Origin of the sequence: Mycobacterium sp. (assembly GCF_035506235.1) — a bacterium.
Lineage (GTDB): Bacteria > Actinomycetota > Actinomycetes > Mycobacteriales > Mycobacteriaceae > Mycobacterium.
In genome coordinates, this window is record NZ_DATJPU010000269.1 from 56,622 (window position 1) to 71,701 (window position 15,080).

The 15,080-nt window shown below is 71.2% G+C and carries 16 protein-coding genes; 12 read left to right on the forward strand and 4 right to left on the reverse strand.

Features of this window, described 5'->3' with window-relative positions; all coding sequences use genetic code 11:
- Positions 1-2: 2 nt before the first annotated feature.
- Positions 3-398, reverse strand: coding sequence for a nitroreductase family deazaflavin-dependent oxidoreductase (locus VMD50_RS25765; protein WP_325432083.1), 396 nt, complete (start codon positions 396-398; stop codon positions 3-5).
- Positions 399-507: 109 nt separating this feature from the next.
- On the opposite strand from VMD50_RS25765, the gene VMD50_RS25770 reads away from it, so the two are divergent.
- Genes VMD50_RS25770 through VMD50_RS25805 form a run of 8 tightly spaced genes read left to right on the forward strand, consistent with a single transcriptional unit; the run spans position 508 to position 8,160 of the window.
- Positions 508-849, forward strand: a complete 342-nt coding sequence (locus VMD50_RS25770; RefSeq protein WP_325432085.1) for a hypothetical protein — start codon at positions 508-510, stop codon at positions 847-849.
- Between the two features lie 60 nt (positions 850-909).
- On the forward strand, positions 910-2,262 hold the full coding sequence (gene hemL / locus VMD50_RS25775) for a glutamate-1-semialdehyde 2,1-aminomutase (protein WP_325432087.1): 1,353 nt from the start codon (positions 910-912) through the stop codon (positions 2,260-2,262).
- Positions 2,262-2,870, forward strand: a complete 609-nt coding sequence (locus tag VMD50_RS25780) for a histidine phosphatase family protein (protein WP_325432089.1) — start codon at positions 2,262-2,264, stop codon at positions 2,868-2,870. Before hemL ends, VMD50_RS25780 begins: the two co-directional genes overlap by 1 nt.
- Positions 2,871-2,872: 2 nt before the next feature.
- Positions 2,873-3,451: a TlpA disulfide reductase family protein gene (locus VMD50_RS25785; protein WP_414686171.1), complete on the forward strand. Its 579-nt coding sequence runs from the start codon at positions 2,873-2,875 to the stop codon at positions 3,449-3,451.
- Complete coding sequence (locus tag VMD50_RS25790) at positions 3,448-4,239, forward strand: cytochrome c biogenesis CcdA family protein (RefSeq protein WP_325432091.1); 792 nt, start codon at positions 3,448-3,450, stop codon at positions 4,237-4,239. Before VMD50_RS25785 ends, VMD50_RS25790 begins: the two co-directional genes overlap by 4 nt.
- Positions 4,239-5,840: a cytochrome c biogenesis protein ResB gene (gene resB, locus VMD50_RS25795; RefSeq protein ID WP_325432093.1), complete on the forward strand. Its 1,602-nt coding sequence runs from the start codon at positions 4,239-4,241 to the stop codon at positions 5,838-5,840. Before VMD50_RS25790 ends, resB begins: the two co-directional genes overlap by 1 nt.
- Positions 5,837-6,808, forward strand: coding sequence for a c-type cytochrome biogenesis protein CcsB (ccsB, locus tag VMD50_RS25800; protein WP_325432095.1), 972 nt, complete (start codon positions 5,837-5,839; stop codon positions 6,806-6,808). Before resB ends, ccsB begins: the two co-directional genes overlap by 4 nt.
- 44 nt (positions 6,809-6,852) lie before the next feature.
- Entirely contained in the window at positions 6,853-8,160 is a 1,308-nt protein-coding gene (locus VMD50_RS25805) for a MinD/ParA family ATP-binding protein (protein ID WP_414686172.1), read from the forward strand.
- Here the strand turns inward: VMD50_RS25805 and VMD50_RS25810 are convergent.
- Positions 8,157-8,318 carry a hypothetical protein gene (locus VMD50_RS25810; protein WP_096866246.1) on the reverse strand — a complete coding sequence of 54 codons (162 nt, stop codon included), beginning with the start codon at positions 8,316-8,318 and terminating at the stop codon, positions 8,157-8,159. The two genes, VMD50_RS25805 and VMD50_RS25810, sit on opposite strands and share 4 nt — an antisense overlap.
- Before the next feature lie 46 nt (positions 8,319-8,364).
- Between VMD50_RS25810 and VMD50_RS25815 the strand changes: the two genes are divergently transcribed.
- Positions 8,365-8,721, forward strand: coding sequence for a DUF4229 domain-containing protein (locus VMD50_RS25815; protein ID WP_414686173.1), 357 nt, complete (start codon positions 8,365-8,367; stop codon positions 8,719-8,721).
- Between the two features lie 93 nt (positions 8,722-8,814).
- Here VMD50_RS25815 and VMD50_RS25820 read toward each other — a convergent pair whose 3' ends face one another.
- A complete protein-coding gene (locus VMD50_RS25820) occupies positions 8,815-9,687 on the reverse strand; it encodes a 1,4-dihydroxy-2-naphthoate polyprenyltransferase (protein ID WP_325432099.1) in 873 nt (290 codons plus the stop codon).
- 34 nt (positions 9,688-9,721) lie between these two features.
- On the opposite strand from VMD50_RS25820, the gene VMD50_RS25825 reads away from it, so the two are divergent.
- Both VMD50_RS25825 and VMD50_RS25830 read left to right on the forward strand, forming a co-directional pair.
- Entirely contained in the window at positions 9,722-10,498 is a 777-nt protein-coding gene (locus VMD50_RS25825; protein WP_325432101.1) for an S-methyl-5'-thioadenosine phosphorylase, read from the forward strand.
- The gene (locus VMD50_RS25830) at positions 10,495-11,526 is read left to right on the forward strand and encodes an NAD-dependent epimerase/dehydratase family protein (protein WP_325432103.1); all 1,032 of its coding nucleotides are present in this window, start codon (positions 10,495-10,497) and stop codon (positions 11,524-11,526) included. The genes VMD50_RS25825 and VMD50_RS25830 overlap by 4 nt, the downstream gene beginning before the upstream one ends.
- On the opposite strand, the gene VMD50_RS25835 is transcribed toward VMD50_RS25830, so the two are convergent.
- A complete protein-coding gene (locus tag VMD50_RS25835) occupies positions 11,523-13,202 on the reverse strand; it encodes a DUF7937 domain-containing protein (RefSeq protein WP_414686174.1) in 1,680 nt (559 codons plus the stop codon). The two genes, VMD50_RS25830 and VMD50_RS25835, sit on opposite strands and share 4 nt — an antisense overlap.
- A gap of 282 nt (positions 13,203-13,484) precedes the next feature.
- On the opposite strand from VMD50_RS25835, the gene VMD50_RS25840 reads away from it, so the two are divergent.
- On the forward strand, positions 13,485-15,077 hold the full coding sequence (locus tag VMD50_RS25840) for a DUF7159 family protein (RefSeq protein WP_325432105.1): 1,593 nt from the start codon (positions 13,485-13,487) through the stop codon (positions 15,075-15,077).
- Positions 15,078-15,080 lie beyond the last annotated feature (3 nt).

Below are 15,080 nucleotides of genomic sequence, written 5' to 3' on the forward strand. Positions count from 1 at the left end.
GGTCAGCCGGTCCTGGTCAGCAGCACGGCTTGCTCGAACGGCAGCCTCGCGAAAATCGGCCGTATGCCGCTGGTCACGTGCGTCGCCGCCTCGGCCTGGGTGACCACCTGAGGGTCGGCGACGCCAAAGGTCTTGCCGTAGCGCTGCATCCGCCCGCCACCGGCGGCCTTGAGATTCTTCAGCCAGTCACGGTCGGGGCCGTAGGCCAGGGGGACCGCCACCCCGGGTTTGCCGTCAACGGTGGCGCTGAACACATTCACCGGGGTGCGATACTGCTTGCCCGAACGCCGGCCGACGTGTTCGACGATGCCGAACGGTGGAAGCCAACCCGCCCACAGCCGCTGGACGGGGTTGGTGACGTGCCGGTTGAACCGTGCGAGCCCTTGCGGGAATTCCATGCTTTCATCCAAGTCGCCGGGTCCGGGCGACTTCAAGGCCGCACGGCGCGTCGCGGCGCGGCTCGCCGGTCGCCGCCCGGATTCGCAACCGCAGGCGTAATGTCGGCTCATGGCCGTTTCACCAGGTGAACAGGCCGCCCAGCGCGCCCAGGAGCTGCTTCGTCGGGGTACCGAACTCGCCGCCCGGAAGGCCGTCACCGAGGAAGACGTCAAGCGTGCCGCCGAGTCCGCCGAGCGTGCGCACGAGCGTGACCAGGAGGCGCGTCAACGCGACCTGCGCCGCCATTGGGAGGCCGGCGCCGCCCACGAACGCGCCGCCGAAGTCCACGAACTCGCGGTCGAGGAGGGCCTCGGCGACGTCGACGCTCACCGGCGCGCGGCCGAAAGGGAGCGAGAGGCCGCGCGGCGCGACCTGCAGGCCGCCCAGCAAGCCGACAACCAAGACGCCTGATACGCACATCTGCTACACCCTGTAGTTGAACGATTTGCGGAGGCTGGGACACTGGTCGGCATGGGTAGCAGTGACCAGGCGACCGCGCCCGCCCCGGCCGCGGCAAGGGCCACAGCGGCGTCGGCGAAGTTGTTCGAGGCTGCCTGCACGGTGATTCCGGGCGGGGTGAACTCCCCGGTGCGGGCGTTCACGGCGGTGGGGGGCACCCCGCGGTTCATCACCGAGGCACGCGGGTGCCGGCTCACCGACGCCGACGGCAACCGCTACGTCGACCTGGTCTGCTCCTGGGGGCCGATGATCCTGGGCCACGCCCACCCGGCCGTTGTCGACGCCGTCGCCGAGGCCGCCGCCTCCGGCCTGTCGTTCGGGGCGCCGACACCGGGCGAGAGCGAGCTTGCCGCCGAGATCATCGGGCGGATCGCCCCGGTCGAGCGGGTCCGGCTGGTGAACTCCGGCACCGAGGCCACCATGAGCGCGGTCCGGTTGGCCCGCGGGTTCACCGGCAGGGCCAAGATCGTCAAGTTCTCCGGTTGCTACCACGGCCATGTCGACGCGTTGCTCGCCGACGCGGGCTCCGGCGTAGCGACCCTGGGCCTGCCGTCCTCGCCGGGCGTGACCGGTGCGGCCGCGGCAGACACAATCGTGTTGCCCTACAACGACGTCGAGGCCGTGCGCCAGACTTTCGCGAGCTTCGGCGACCAGATCGCCGCGGTGATCACCGAAGCCAGCCCGGGAAACATGGGAGTCGTCCCGCCCGCGCCGGGCTACAACCAGGGGCTGCGCGCGATCACCGCCGAGCACGGCGCGCTGCTGATCGTCGACGAGGTGATGACGGGCTTCCGGGTCAGCCGAAGCGGTTGGTACGGAATCGATCCGGTCGCCGCCGACCTGTTCACCTTCGGCAAGGTGATGAGTGGAGGGTTGCCGGCCGCCGCGTTCGGCGGGCGGGCCGACGTGATGGAGCGGCTGGCGCCGCTGGGGCCGGTCTATCAGGCCGGGACGTTGTCGGGGAACCCGGTGGCGGTGGCCGCCGGGCTGGCCACGCTGCGCGCGGCCGACGACGTCGCCTACGCGGCGCTGGACGCCAACGCGGACGGCCTGGCCGGGCTGCTATCCGAGGCGCTGACGAAAGCCGGTGTGCCCCATCAGATCCCGCGGGCCGGAAACATGCTCAGCGTGTTCTTCTCCGAGACTCCGGTGACCGACTTCGCGTCGGCCCGGGCGAGTGCGACCTGGCGCTACCCACCGTTTTTTCACGCCCTGCTGGACGCGGGCGTCTACCCGCCGTGCAGCGCCTTCGAGGCGTGGTTCGTCTCGACCGCCCTGGACGACGACGCGTTCGCCCGGGTCGCCGAGGCGCTGCCCGATGCGGCCCGTCGGGCCGCCGCGGCCGCCCGGGAGGACAAGCCGTGATGGCCAACGAGACCAGGGTCCACGTGGTGCGCCACGGCGAGGTGCACAACCCCAGCGGCGTCCTGTACGGGCGGCTGCCCGGATTCCACCTGTCCGAGAAGGGCAGGGCGCAGGCGGATGCGGTCGCCGAGGCGCTGGCGGGCCGCGACATCGTCGCCGTCATCGCCTCCCCGTTGCAGCGCGCCCAGGAGACCGCCGCGCCCATCGCCGCCAAGCACGACCTGGCCGTGGACACCGACCCCGACCTGATCGAGTCGGCCAACTTCTTCGAGGGCCGCCGCGTCGGCCCCGGCGACGGCGCGTGGCGCGACCCGCGGTTCTGGTGGCAGCTGCGCAACCCGTTCACCCCCTCGTGGGGCGAGCCCTACGCCGAGATCGCGGACCGGATGACGACCGCCGTGGACAAGGCGCGCGCCCGGGGTACCGGCCAAGAGGTGGTGTGCGTCAGCCACCAACTGCCGGTGTGGACGCTGCGGCTGCACCTCAGCGGCAGGCGGCTCTGGCATGACCCGCGCCGGCGCGAATGCGGGTTGTGCTCGGTCACCACCCTGATCTACGACGGCGACCGCCTGGTCGACATCGAGTACTCCCAACCGGCGGGCGCCTGAGCATGCGGCGGCTGGCGATCGCCGGGGTGGTGCTGACGACCGTTCTCGTCGGCTGTTCCGGTCGCGACGCGGTGGCCCAGGGCGGCACCTTCGAATTCGTCTCGCCCGGCGGCAAAACCGACATCTACTACGACCCGCCCGCCAGCCGCGGCCGGCCCGGTCCGCTGTCCGGACCGGACCTGGCCGACCCCGCGCACACCCGATCGCTCGACGACTTCGACGGCCAGGTCGTCGTCGTCAACATCTGGGGACAATGGTGTGGGCCGTGCCGCGCCGAGGTCGGCCAGCTGCAGCAGGTCTACGACGCCACCCGCGGCGCCGGGGTGTCTTTTCTCGGCATCGACGTCCGGGACAACAACCGCCAGGCTGCCCTGGACTTCGTCGACGATCACCACGTGAGCTACCCGTCCCTTTACGATCCGGCGATGCGCACCCTGATCGCGTTCGGTGGAAAGTACCCCACCACCGTCATCCCGTCCACGCTGGTGCTGGACCGCCAGCACCGGGTCGCGGCCGTCTTCCTGCGCGAGCTGCTGGCCCCGGACCTGCAGCCGGTGGTGCAGCGGGTGGCCCGCGAGTGACCGGCTTCACCGAGATCGCCGCCGCCGGACCGCTGTTGGTGGCGCTGGGGGTGTGCCTGCTGGCCGGGCTGGTGTCGTTCGCCTCCCCGTGCGTGGTGCCGCTGGTGCCCGGCTACCTGTCCTATCTGGCCGCGGTCGTCGGGGTGGACGAGCAGCCGCCCCCGGGCGCGCACGGTGCCTTCTGGCGCCCCGCGAGTTCGGCCCGGTGGCGGGTCGCGGGGTCGGCGGCGTTGTTCGTCGCCGGGTTCACCACGGTGTTCGTCCTCGGCACCGTTGCCGTTCTCGGCATGACCACCACGCTGATCACCAACCAGTTGGCCCTGCAGCGGGTGGGGGGCGTGCTGACCATAGTGATGGGGCTGGTGTTCGTGGGCCTCATCCCGGCGCTGCAGCGGCAGGCGCGGTTCAGCCCGCGACAGCTGACCACGGTCGCGGGCGCGCCGGTGCTGGGCGCGGTGTTCGCGCTCGGCTGGACGCCGTGCCTGGGGCCGACGCTGACCGGGGTGATCACCGTCGCGTCGGCCACCGAGGGCGCCAACGTCGCGCGCGGCGTCGCGCTGGTGATCGCCTACTGCCTGGGGCTGGGCATCCCGTTCGTGTTGCTGGCGTTCGGCTCGGCGGGCGCGGTGGGGGCCCTGGGCTGGCTGCGGCGGCACACCCGGGCCATCCAGGTGTTCGGCGGCGCGCTGCTGATCGCGGTCGGTGCCCTGCTGGTCACCGGGATGTGGAACGACTTCATCTCCTGGCTGCGCGACGCGTTCGTGTCCGACGTGAGGCTGCCGATTTGATGTGGCTCGCGCAAAAGGGGCGCAACACCTGGCGCGCGCTGACCTCGATGGGGACCGCGCTGGTGCTGTTGTTCCTGCTCGCGCTGGGCGCGATACCCGGCGCGCTGCTGCCGCAGCGCAGCCTCAACGCCGGCAAGGTCGACGAGTACCTGGCCGGCCATCGCGTGATCGGCCCCTGGCTGAACCGGCTGCAGGCGTTCGACGTGTTCTCCAGCTTCTGGTTCACCGCCATCTACGTGCTGCTGTTCGTCTCCCTGGTCGGCTGCCTGACCCCGCGGATGATCGAACACGCGCGCAGCCTGCGCGCCACCCCGGTGCCCGCTCCGCGGAACCTGGCCCGGCTGCCCAAGCACGCCAGCGCCCAGCTGCCCGGCGACGCCGCGGAGCTGAACGCCCTCGCGAACACGATCGCCGGCCGGCTCCGCGGCTGGCGCACGGCCATCCGGCATGAAGGCCAAGCCGTGGAGGTCTCGGCCGAGAAGGGCTACCTGCGCGAATTCGGCAACATCGTCTTCCACTTCTCGTTGCTGGGGCTGCTGGTCGCGGTGGCCGTCGGCAAGCTGTTCGGCTACGAGGGCAACGTCATCGTCATCGCCGACGGCGGCCCCGGCTTCTGCTCGGCGTCGCCGGCCGCCTTCGATTCGTTCCGCGCCGGCAACACCGTCGACGGCACGTCGCTGCACCCGATCTGCGTCCGGGTCAACGACTTTCAGGCCCACTACCTACCGTCGGGGCAGGCCACCTCGTTCGCTGCGGACATCGATTACCAGGCCGGTCGCGACCTGGCCGCCAATAGCTGGCGGCACTACCTGCTGGAGGTCAACCACCCGCTGCGGGTCGGCGGCGACCGGGTGTACCTACAGGGCCACGGCTACGCGCCCACGTTCACCGTGACCTTCCCGGACGGACAGACGCGCACCTCGACCGTGCAATGGCGGCCCGACAACCCGCAGACCCTGCTCAGTTCGGGAGTGGCGCGGATCGACCCGCCCGCCGGCAGCTATCCCAACGCGGCCGAGCGCCGCCAGCACGAGATCGCGATCCAGGGCCTGCTGGCGCCCACCGAGCAACTCGACGGGACCCTGTTGTCGTCCCGCTTCCCCGCGCTCAACGCCCCCGCGGTGGCCGTCGACATCTACCGCGGCGACACCGGCCTGGACACCGGGCGGCCGCAGTCGTTGTTCACGCTGGATCCCCGGCTGATCGAGCAGGGCCGGCTGACCAGGGAGAAGCGGGTCAACCTGCGCGCCGGGCAACAGGTGCGGCTCGAGCAGGGTCCGGCCGCCGGCACCGTCGTCCGCTTCGACGGGGCCGTGCCGTTCGTCAACCTGCAGGTCTCCCGCGACCCGGGCCAGACCTGGGTGCTCGTCTTCGCCGTCACGATGATGGCCGGGCTGCTGGTGTCGCTGCTGGTGCGCCGCCGCAGGGTGTGGGTCCGGCTGATTCCCGGGGCCGGTACGGTGAACGTCGAACTGGGCGGGCTGGCGCGCACCGACAACTCCGGGTGGGGCGACGAGTTCGAGCGGCTGACCGAGCGCTTGCTCGACGGACTGGGCAAACCCGCCGCGTCCAGAAGGAGTTCTCAGGTGGACGTCACATGAATACCCTGCACGTCAACATCGGGCTGGCGCGCTGCTCCGACTGGGCGTTCACCTCGGCGGTGGTGGCCCTGGTGGTGGCCATGTTGCTGCTGGCCTTCGAGCTGGCCTACGTCGGGGGCCGCCGCGTGGACCGGCGCGTCCCGGCCGGCTCGGTCGCCCCCGACAGCGCCGTCCCCGGCATCGTGGAGGACACGGACCAGCGCCCCTTCGACGAGCGCGTCGGCCGGGCCGGGCTGGCCGTGGTCTATCTCGGCATCGGGCTACTGGCGGCCTGCATCGTGCTGCGCGGCCTGGCGACCCTGCGGGTGCCGTGGGGCAACATGTACGAGTTCATCAACCTGACCTGCTTCTGTGGCCTGGTCGCCGGCGCGATCGTGTTGCGCCGGCCCCAATACCGCCCCCTATGGGTGTTCCTGCTGGTGCCGGTGCTGATCCTGCTCACGGTTTCCGGGCGCTGGCTCTACGCCAACGCCGCGCCGGTGATGCCCGCGCTGCAGTCCTACTGGCTGCCCATCCACGTGTCGGTGGTGAGCCTTGGTTCCGGGGTATTCATGGTCGCCGGCATCGCCAGCATCCTGTTCCTGCTGCGCACGTCGCGGCTGAGTGATGACGCCGCCGACGGCGCGCCGGCCGGGATGGTGCAGCGCCTGCCCGACGCGCAGACCCTGGACCGCGTCGCCTACCGCACCACGATCTTCGCGTTTCCCGTGTTCGGTTTCGGGGTGATCTTCGGCGCCATCTGGGCCGAGGAAGCCTGGGGCCGGTACTGGGGCTGGGATCCCAAGGAGACCGTTTCGTTCATCGCGTGGGTGGTATATGCCGCCTATCTGCATGCCAGGTCAACCGCGGGCTGGCGGGACAGGAAGTCGGCGTGGATCAACGTCGTGGGGTTCGTGGCCATGGTCTTCAACTTGTTCTTCGTTAACCTGGTGACCGTGGGCCTGCATTCGTATGCGGGCGTGGGATGACAATGAGCAACCGACCTAAGTAATCGCAACGAGGGGGAGCACAGGTGTCCGACCATCCAACGACGGGCGTGGGTGCGCCCAAGGAGCCACAGACCACGGAGATGCCCCCGCAGCACCAGTCCAACGAACCGGCGGAGCCGGAGGGCGACGCGCCGACCCGCGCCTTCGCCGGATTCCGCACCGAGCGGCGGGCTCCCGCACCCGAGAGGCGGGAGGCGGCACCGCCCACCGCACCCGGACCCGCACCGGCGCGCGCGGGAATGCCGCCCTGGGATTCCACCCCGGTCACGGGCATCCCCCGCGTCGACCCGACCGCCTACGGCGCCTACTACAACGGGCCGGCCGAAGCGCCTCCCACTGGAACCCCGGAAGGCCAGCCGCCCCCGTACCGGCCCGAGTACCTGCCGCACACGCCCTACCCGGAGCTGTCCACCGGCATGCTGTTGCGACCGGTCAAGCCCCCGCCATCGGAGGGTTGGCGCCGGTTGGTCTACGACCTGTCCGGTCACCTGATCAACCTGGGCGAGAGCCCCCGCGCCTTGCGCCACAACAACCTGGTGGCCCAGGTCAACCGGCCGCTGCGGGGCAGCTACCGGATCGCCCTGCTGTCGCTGAAGGGTGGCGTCGGGAAGACCACGATCACCGCGATGCTGGGCTCGACCTTCTCCTCCATCCGCGGCGACCGGGTGGTGGCGGTCGACGCCAACCCCGACCGCGGCACCCTGAGCCAGAAGATCCCGTTGGAGACGGCGGCGACGGTGCGTCAGCTGCTGCACGACGCCGCGACCATCGAGCGCTACAGCGACGTGCGCCGCTACACATCGAAGGGCCCGAGCGGGCTGGAGGTCCTGGCGTCGGAAACCGACCCGGCCGTCTCCGAGGCGTTCGGCGCCGACGACTACGCCCGCGTCCTGGACATCCTGGAGCGGTTCTACGGCCTGGTGCTCACCGACTGCGGCCCCGGGCTGCTGCACTCGGTGATGTCGTCGGTGCTGGACAAGGCCGACGTGTTGCTGGTGGTCGCCTCGGGGTCCATCGACGGCGCGCGCAGCGCGTCGGCGACGCTGGACTGGCTGGACGCGCACGGACACCAGGAGCTGGTGCGCAACTCGATCGCGGTCATCAACGCCGTGCGGCCGCGCCCCGGCAAGGTCGACATGAACAAGGTGATCGATCACTTCTCGCGCCGCTGCCGCGCCGTGCGCCTGATCCCGTTCGACCCTCACCTGGAGGAGGGCGCCGAGATCGAGCTGGATCGGTTGCGGCGCGGGACACGCGAGGCGCTCACCGAACTGGCGGCCGTCGTGGCCGACGGGTTCCCCGGCGATCAGCGCAACCCGGGTGTCGCTTAGCGGGGGTTGTTGTCCCCGTGACCTAGCCGCCGGAGGAAGTCCGGATCGTCGTCGGGTCCGATGACGCGCGTCTTGGGCCGGTGGGCCTGTGACCGCGCCGCACGCCAGCCAACATAGATCAGCGTCCCCAGGATCAGGACGAGCAGCAGGTAGAGCACTCAACACCTCCTTCGAGCGAATATACGCGCCCCGTAGGCTCGACCTGTGTCAGAAGAGCCCGGCGACAACGCCACTGGGGAGCAGGCACGCGGGCATCCGCGGACTAGCACAGCCGGCGACGTTTTGCTCTACGCGGCGGCGCGGTTGGTGCTGGTGGTCGCGCTCAGCGGCGCGATCTACGGGGTCGCGCGACTGCTGGGGATCACCCAGTTCCCCGTCATCGTGGCGGCGTTGTTCGCTCTGATCATCGCGATGCCTTTGGGCATCTGGCTGTTTGCCCCGCTGCGCCGGCGCGCCACCGCCGGGCTGGCCATCGCCGCCGAACGGCGGCGCCGGGAACGCGAACAATTGCAGGCCCGGCTGCGCGGGGAGCAGCCGCCGGGTGAGGAGCCCGACGCGTAGCTCTCCGCGCCGTGTGCAGTCACGGCGCCGACACGCCGACAGCGGCCGCCCTCAGAGCACGGTCAAAAGCCCTCAGCGCACAGTCAAAGCCGTTCAGCTCGCGAGCGCCAGCGCGGCCGCGACCGCGACCGCCCACACGATCATCGCCAGCCCGGTGTCCCGCAGCACCGGGATCAATTCGCGCCCGCCGCGGCCGGAGCGCACGGGCGCGAGCGCGCGTAGCGCCAGCGGGGTGGCCACCAGTCCCACGGCGCACCACGGGGTCGCCGCCATGAGCACCAGGGTCAGCAGCGCGGCGGTCACCAGCAGCACCTGGTAGAGCACCCGGGTGCGGGCATCGCCCAGCCGCACCGCCAACGTCATCTTGTGAGACTGCGCGTCGGTCGGGATGTCTCGCAGGTTGTTGGCCACCAGCACCGACGACGACAGCGCGCCGATCGACACCGCCAGCACCAACCCGACCCAGTCCACCCGCAGCGCCTGGGTGTACTCGGTGCCCAGCACGGCGACCAGGCCGAAGAACACGAACACCGCCACCTCGCCAAAACCCGCGTAGCCGTACGGTTTTGACCCGCCGGTGTACAGCCAAGCCCCGGCGATGCAGGCCGCGCCGACCGCGATCAGCCACGGCGCGCTCAGCAGCGCCAGCGCCAGCCCGGCCACCGCGGCCACCGACAGGCTCGTCACCGCCGCGGTCAGCACCGACCGCGGGCTGGCCAGCCGCGAGCCCACCAGCCGCACGGGGCCGGCGCGGTCGTCGTCGGTGCCGCGGATCCCGTCGGAGTAGTCGTTGGCGTAGTTGACGCCGACGATCAGCGCCACCGCGACGGCCAGCGCCAGCAGCGCCTTCCACCACACCGCGGAGTGCAGCCATGCGGCGGCGCCGGTGCCCGCCACGACCGGCGCCACCGCGTTGGGCAGCGTCCTGGGCCGGGCGCCTTCGACCCACTGCGCGAAACTGGCCACGAGGGCATCCTGCCTTATGGGCCAGAATGGGTGGATGCTCGGAGTCATCGGCGGCAGCGGCTTCTACACCTTCTTCGAATCGTCCGTCCGCAACATCGACGTCGACACCCCCTATGGGCCGCCGAGCGCCCCGGTCACGGTGGGCCGCGTCGGCGACCACGAGGTCGCCTTCCTGCCCCGGCACGGCCCAACCCACCAATTCTCGGCGCACACGGTGCCGTATCGGGCGAACATGTGGGCGCTGCGCAAGCTCGGCGTGCGGCAAGTCTTCGGCCCGTGCGCCGCCGGCAGTCTGAACCTCAACAACGGCCCGGGCGCGGTGGTGGTGCCCGACCAGCTGGTGGATCGCACCAGTGGCCGCGCCGACACTTACTTCGACTCCGGCGCCATCCACGTCGACTTCGCCGATCCGTACTGCCCGACTCTGCGGGCGGCGGCCGCCGGCCAGCCCAATGTGGTCGACGGCGGCACCATGGTGGTGATCCAGGGGCCGCGCTTTTCCACCCGGGCGGAAAGCCAGTGGTTCGCCTCGGCCGGCTTCAGCCTGGTCAACATGACCGGCTACCCGGAGGCCGTGTTGGCGCGTGAGCTCGAAATGTGTTACGCGGCAATCGCTTTAGTGACGGACCTGGACGCTGGAGTCGAAGCCGGCCAGGGAGTGAAGACCGTCGACGTGTTCGCGCAGTTCGAAAGGAATATGGAGCTTTTCAAGGAGCTGGTGCGCGCGGCGATCGGCCGCGTCGCCGTCGAGCACACGTGCACCCGCTGCCAACCGCACACCGGCGTCACCCTGCCGGTGGAGCTGCCATGAGGGTGTTGCTCACCGGTGCGGCCGGCTTCATCGGCTCGCGGGTGGATGCGGCGCTGCGTGCCGCGGGTCACGACGTGCTCGCCGTCGACGCGCTGCTGCCCGCCGCGCACGGCCCGAATGCGACGCTGCCGCCGGGATGCCGACGGGTGGACGTCCGCGATGGCGATGCGCTGGCCCCGCTGCTGGACGGCGTGGACGTCGTCTGTCACCAGGCGGCGATGGTCGGTGCCGGCGTCGACGCCGCCGACGCGCCCGCCTACGGCAGCCACAACGACTTCGCCACCACGGTGTTGCTGGCGCGGATGTTCGCCGCGGGGGTACGCCGTTTTGTGCTGGCGTCGTCGATGGTGGTCTACGGGCAGGGCCACTATGCCTGCCCCGACCACGGACTCATCGACCCGCCGCCACGACGCCGCGCCGACCTGGACGCCCGGGTGTTCGAACACCGTTGCCCGCGATGCGGACTCGGCGTGACGTGGCGGTCGGTCAACGAGGATGCCGCCCTGCGACCGCGCAGCCTGTACGCGGCCAGCAAGACCGCGCAGGAGCACTACGCGCTGGCGTGGTCGGAGGCGACGGCCGGCTCGGTGGTGGCGCTGCGCTACCACAACGTCTACGGCCCCGGGATGCCCCGCGACACGCCATACTCCGGGGTGGCGGCGATATTCCGCTCGTCACTGGAAAAGGGCGAGCCGCCAAGGGTTTTCGAGGACGGCGGCCAGATGCGCGATTTCGTCCACGTCGACGACGTGGCCGCGGCCAACCTCGCCGCCGCGTCCGCGGTGGCCGACGGCTTCTCGGCGTTCAACGTCTGCTCCGGGCGGCCGATCTCGATCCTGGAGGTCGCCGCCGCGCTGTGCGACGCCCGAGACGGTTCGGTCTCCCCGGTGGTCACCGGGCAGTCCCGCAGCGGGGACGTGCGGCATATCGTGGCCGATCCCGCCCGCGCCGCCGAGGTGCTGGGCTTCCGCGCGGCCGTCGATCCGCTGCAGGGCTTGCGCGAATTCGCCTTCGCCCCTTTGCGTTAACGCGAATCCTGCGGAGGCCGGAAGATCCTGGGCTTCTGGGTGGGGATCTGCCGGGTGGCCGAGTCGTCCCCCCGGAAGATCCGCGGCGAGCGGGCGAGCTGCGGCATCGCGGTGGTGGGGGCTTCCCCGCCGTGGGTCGGAATCCGCGTCGTCGCCGCGGCCGACGGCGGGCCGGCGTGGCCGACGGGGATTCGCGTCGTCGGCGCCGCCGAGCCCGGGGGAGCGCCCCGCTTGTGGGCGGCGGGGCGCCGCCGGCGTCGCAGCCGTCGCACGCTGAGGTGCCCGGTGATGATCGCCGCCGCGAGGATGCACAAGGCCAACACGCACAACACGACGTCGAAGGTGCTGGTGATCTGCTGGGCAAGGTTGTTGCCGTACACCGGGTTTGGCGCCGGCGCGTTGGGCGACTCCTCGAACCGTGGCGCCAGCGCGACGCCCACGACGACGCGGGAGACGCTCAGGGTGGCGACGAGTCCGCACAGCGACGAGATCAGCCGGGCCGACACCGCGTCGTTGCCGAGGTTGATGCGCAGCCAGACCGCCAGCAGCGCGGTGACGAGGTCGAAGGCGGCCAGCACCATGCTGTCGTAGCGCGAGAAGGGGTAGTTGAGGCTCACGCCGACGACCAGGTCGGTGATCCTCATGACCATCGATCCCAGGCACCAAATGATGATGAGCAGCAAGCCATTTCGCGCCGCCGCCCGCCACGCGTTCTCCTCGGTCGCCGACGGATCCCGCCGGGCCAACAGTGTGGCTGGCGCGACGATCGCCGCGGCGGCCGCCCACGCCAGATAGCCCTCGAACCCGACCCCCGCCGTCGACGTGTTCTGCGCTATGCCGTGGAAGGCGTCGATGTCACGACCCACCGGAAGGATCCACACGAGGCTCCCGGCGACCAGCGTCGACACCCCGAGCGCCACGGTCGCCAGCCGAGCGGCCCTGGTGCTGCGCAGCAGCCACCGCGACCCCACCACGACGGCGACCAACGCCACCACGCCGTACACCACCGCCGTCGCGATGACCGCGACGTTCTGCTTGCCGAAGTCCGAACCGCCCGAGCTCTGCAGCGCGTATCGCACCCGCCAGAACAGGTTGAACGCGAAGCTCAGCGCCGCACCCACCATCGAGGCGTAGCCGATGATGCGCACGGACCTGACATGATCACCCGCGTCCTGCGCCGGTGTCACCGGTCGCGCGCTCAGCAGTGCGCCGGCGATGCCCAGCCACGCGCCCGGCCCGACGCCGCCCGGGACGTTCACGGTGCCACCGAAACGGACGGTCTCGAACACGTCGAACGCGACGAACCCGAGGACGAGCAGCGCGTAGGGGAGGTTGAGCGCCCGCCGAAGCCGCCCGGCCAGCGCGGCGTTGAACCGCGCGCTCTGCGACCTCCAGGAACCGGCCAGCGCGATCGAAAGGAGGGACAGCAGCGTCACGGCGAACAGCACCCCCAGCAGCGGCATGTTGCTGCCGGGGATTCCCACACCGAAATACAGGTTCCACGGGAACAGCAGCGCGACGACGAGCAGGGCGGCCGCGATCAGGTCGCCGGCGATGCTCCACCGCCGCGTCGGCGCCCCGACATCGCCGGCCGCGGACCGGCGGCGGCCCGGGGGCGGCGGCCGGAGCTGCCCGCGGATGGGGCCGGTGGGGGCGTCGTCGCCGATCTGACTCACGGTTCCCCCCGGCTGTCGAGGACGGTCACTTGCGGCGCAACGTGCTTTGCGGGGCGGGGGAACCCCCTGCCGCGCCGACTTCGTTGCTCACTTGGAAACATAATCTCCGTTCGGACGACGCGGCAGTGCTGAGAACGAGTGCGGTTTCGCGGTTTGCCAACCCGGTTACGCTGCGCTCACAGGCGAACGTGTCGCCCGAATTACTGTTACTGCCGACGGTATCGCAGTGTAATGATGCCGGGACATGCTGGTTGCGGGGTGGCCAGCCGAAGGAGAGCCTGGATGGACGTCGTTTTGGGGATCGCGGTCACGGGCCCCTTTGCCCGCCTGGCGCTTGTCGGGTCGGGCGCGCAAGGTTCGGACGTGCTCGACCAATCCGTCGTCGACCTGGCTGACCACCCGGTCGGCACCCTGACCCAGACCGTCGTCGGGACGGATCGGCTGCTGGCCGACGAGAACCACCGGCTGGTCGCCACACGGCTGTGCTGGCCCGACGCCGCCCAGGCCGACCGGCTGCGCCGGGCGCTCGAAGACTCCGGCGTGCACAACGTCGCGGTGCTCTCGCAGTCGCAGGCGGTGACGGCGTTGATGCGCGCGGCGGGGCGCGCCGGCGGTGTGCTCGTGGTTGACGACGAGACGGCGACGCTGTCGCTCGTGGACTCGGACGGAGAACCGGACGCGCCGCCGACCATGCTGGCGACGCAGCCCCTGACGGGCGGCTCGGGCCCCGAGGCCACTACCGCGTTGGACACGATGATGGCCCGGCTCAGCGACCAGCCCGGCGCCCCGACCGAGCTCTATCTCGTCGGCGCGTCGTCGAACCTGGCCGGGGTCGCCGACCGGCTCCGCGACACGTCGACCATGCGGGTGGAGGTTCCCGAGGACCCCACGTTTGCGCTCGCCCGCGGCGCGGCGATGGCCGCGCTGCCCGTCGCGCCCGCGGCTGGGGATGCCACCGCGATGGCGCCGGCGGCCGGGCTTGCCGGGGACGAGACGGCGTTCGCGCCCGCGGCCGCGGAGGAGCCGCAGTTGGCCTATTCGATGGCCGACGAGGGCGAGCCGCTCGGGATGGACGAGTTCGGGCCCGAATACGAAGATTTCGGTGACTCCGGTGAAGACGAAACCGCGACCGGCCGGGCGCCGTTGAGCAGGCGGTCATTGGTGCTCGGCAACGCCGTCATCGCCTTCGCCGTCATCGGGTTCGCGTCGCTGGCCGCCGCGGTGGCCATCGCCATTCGGCCCACCGCGAGCCAGCAACCCGTGGTGGGCCACCAGAACGCCGCCCCGGGCAAATTCATGCCGCTGTTGCCGACGCAGCAGCAGGCCCCGGTACCACCGCCGCCACCCGATCAGCCCAACGCCGGCTTCCAGGGCGGCGTCATCCCGGACTCCAACGGCTACATTCCGCCCCAGCTGATGTCGCCCGGCGGGGGCGGTCCTGCCCCGGTCAATCCGGCACCGGGCGTGCCCGGTTTCGTGCCGAATCCGAACCCGGCTGTGCCGGTCCCGGTGCCGATCATCGTCCCGTACCCGGGCTGGCGGCCCCCGTACCCATACCCGAACCCGTATCCGCCTTCCACGACGCCGCCCACGACCCCGCCGACCACGCCGCCCACGACCCCGCCGACCACGCCGCCGACGACCCCGCCGACCACCCCGCCCACGACGCCGCCGACCACCCCGCCGACGACGACGCAGGCACCGACCACGACGCAGGCGCCGCACACCACCACGCAGGCGCCGACGACGCAGGCGCCGCCGACGACGCAGGCGCCGCACACGCAAACGCAATCGATTCCGACGCAGCCCCACACGCAGCAGCCGGTTACCCCGCAGCAACCGCTGAAACCGCTACTGCCCCATACCCAGCACTGAGCC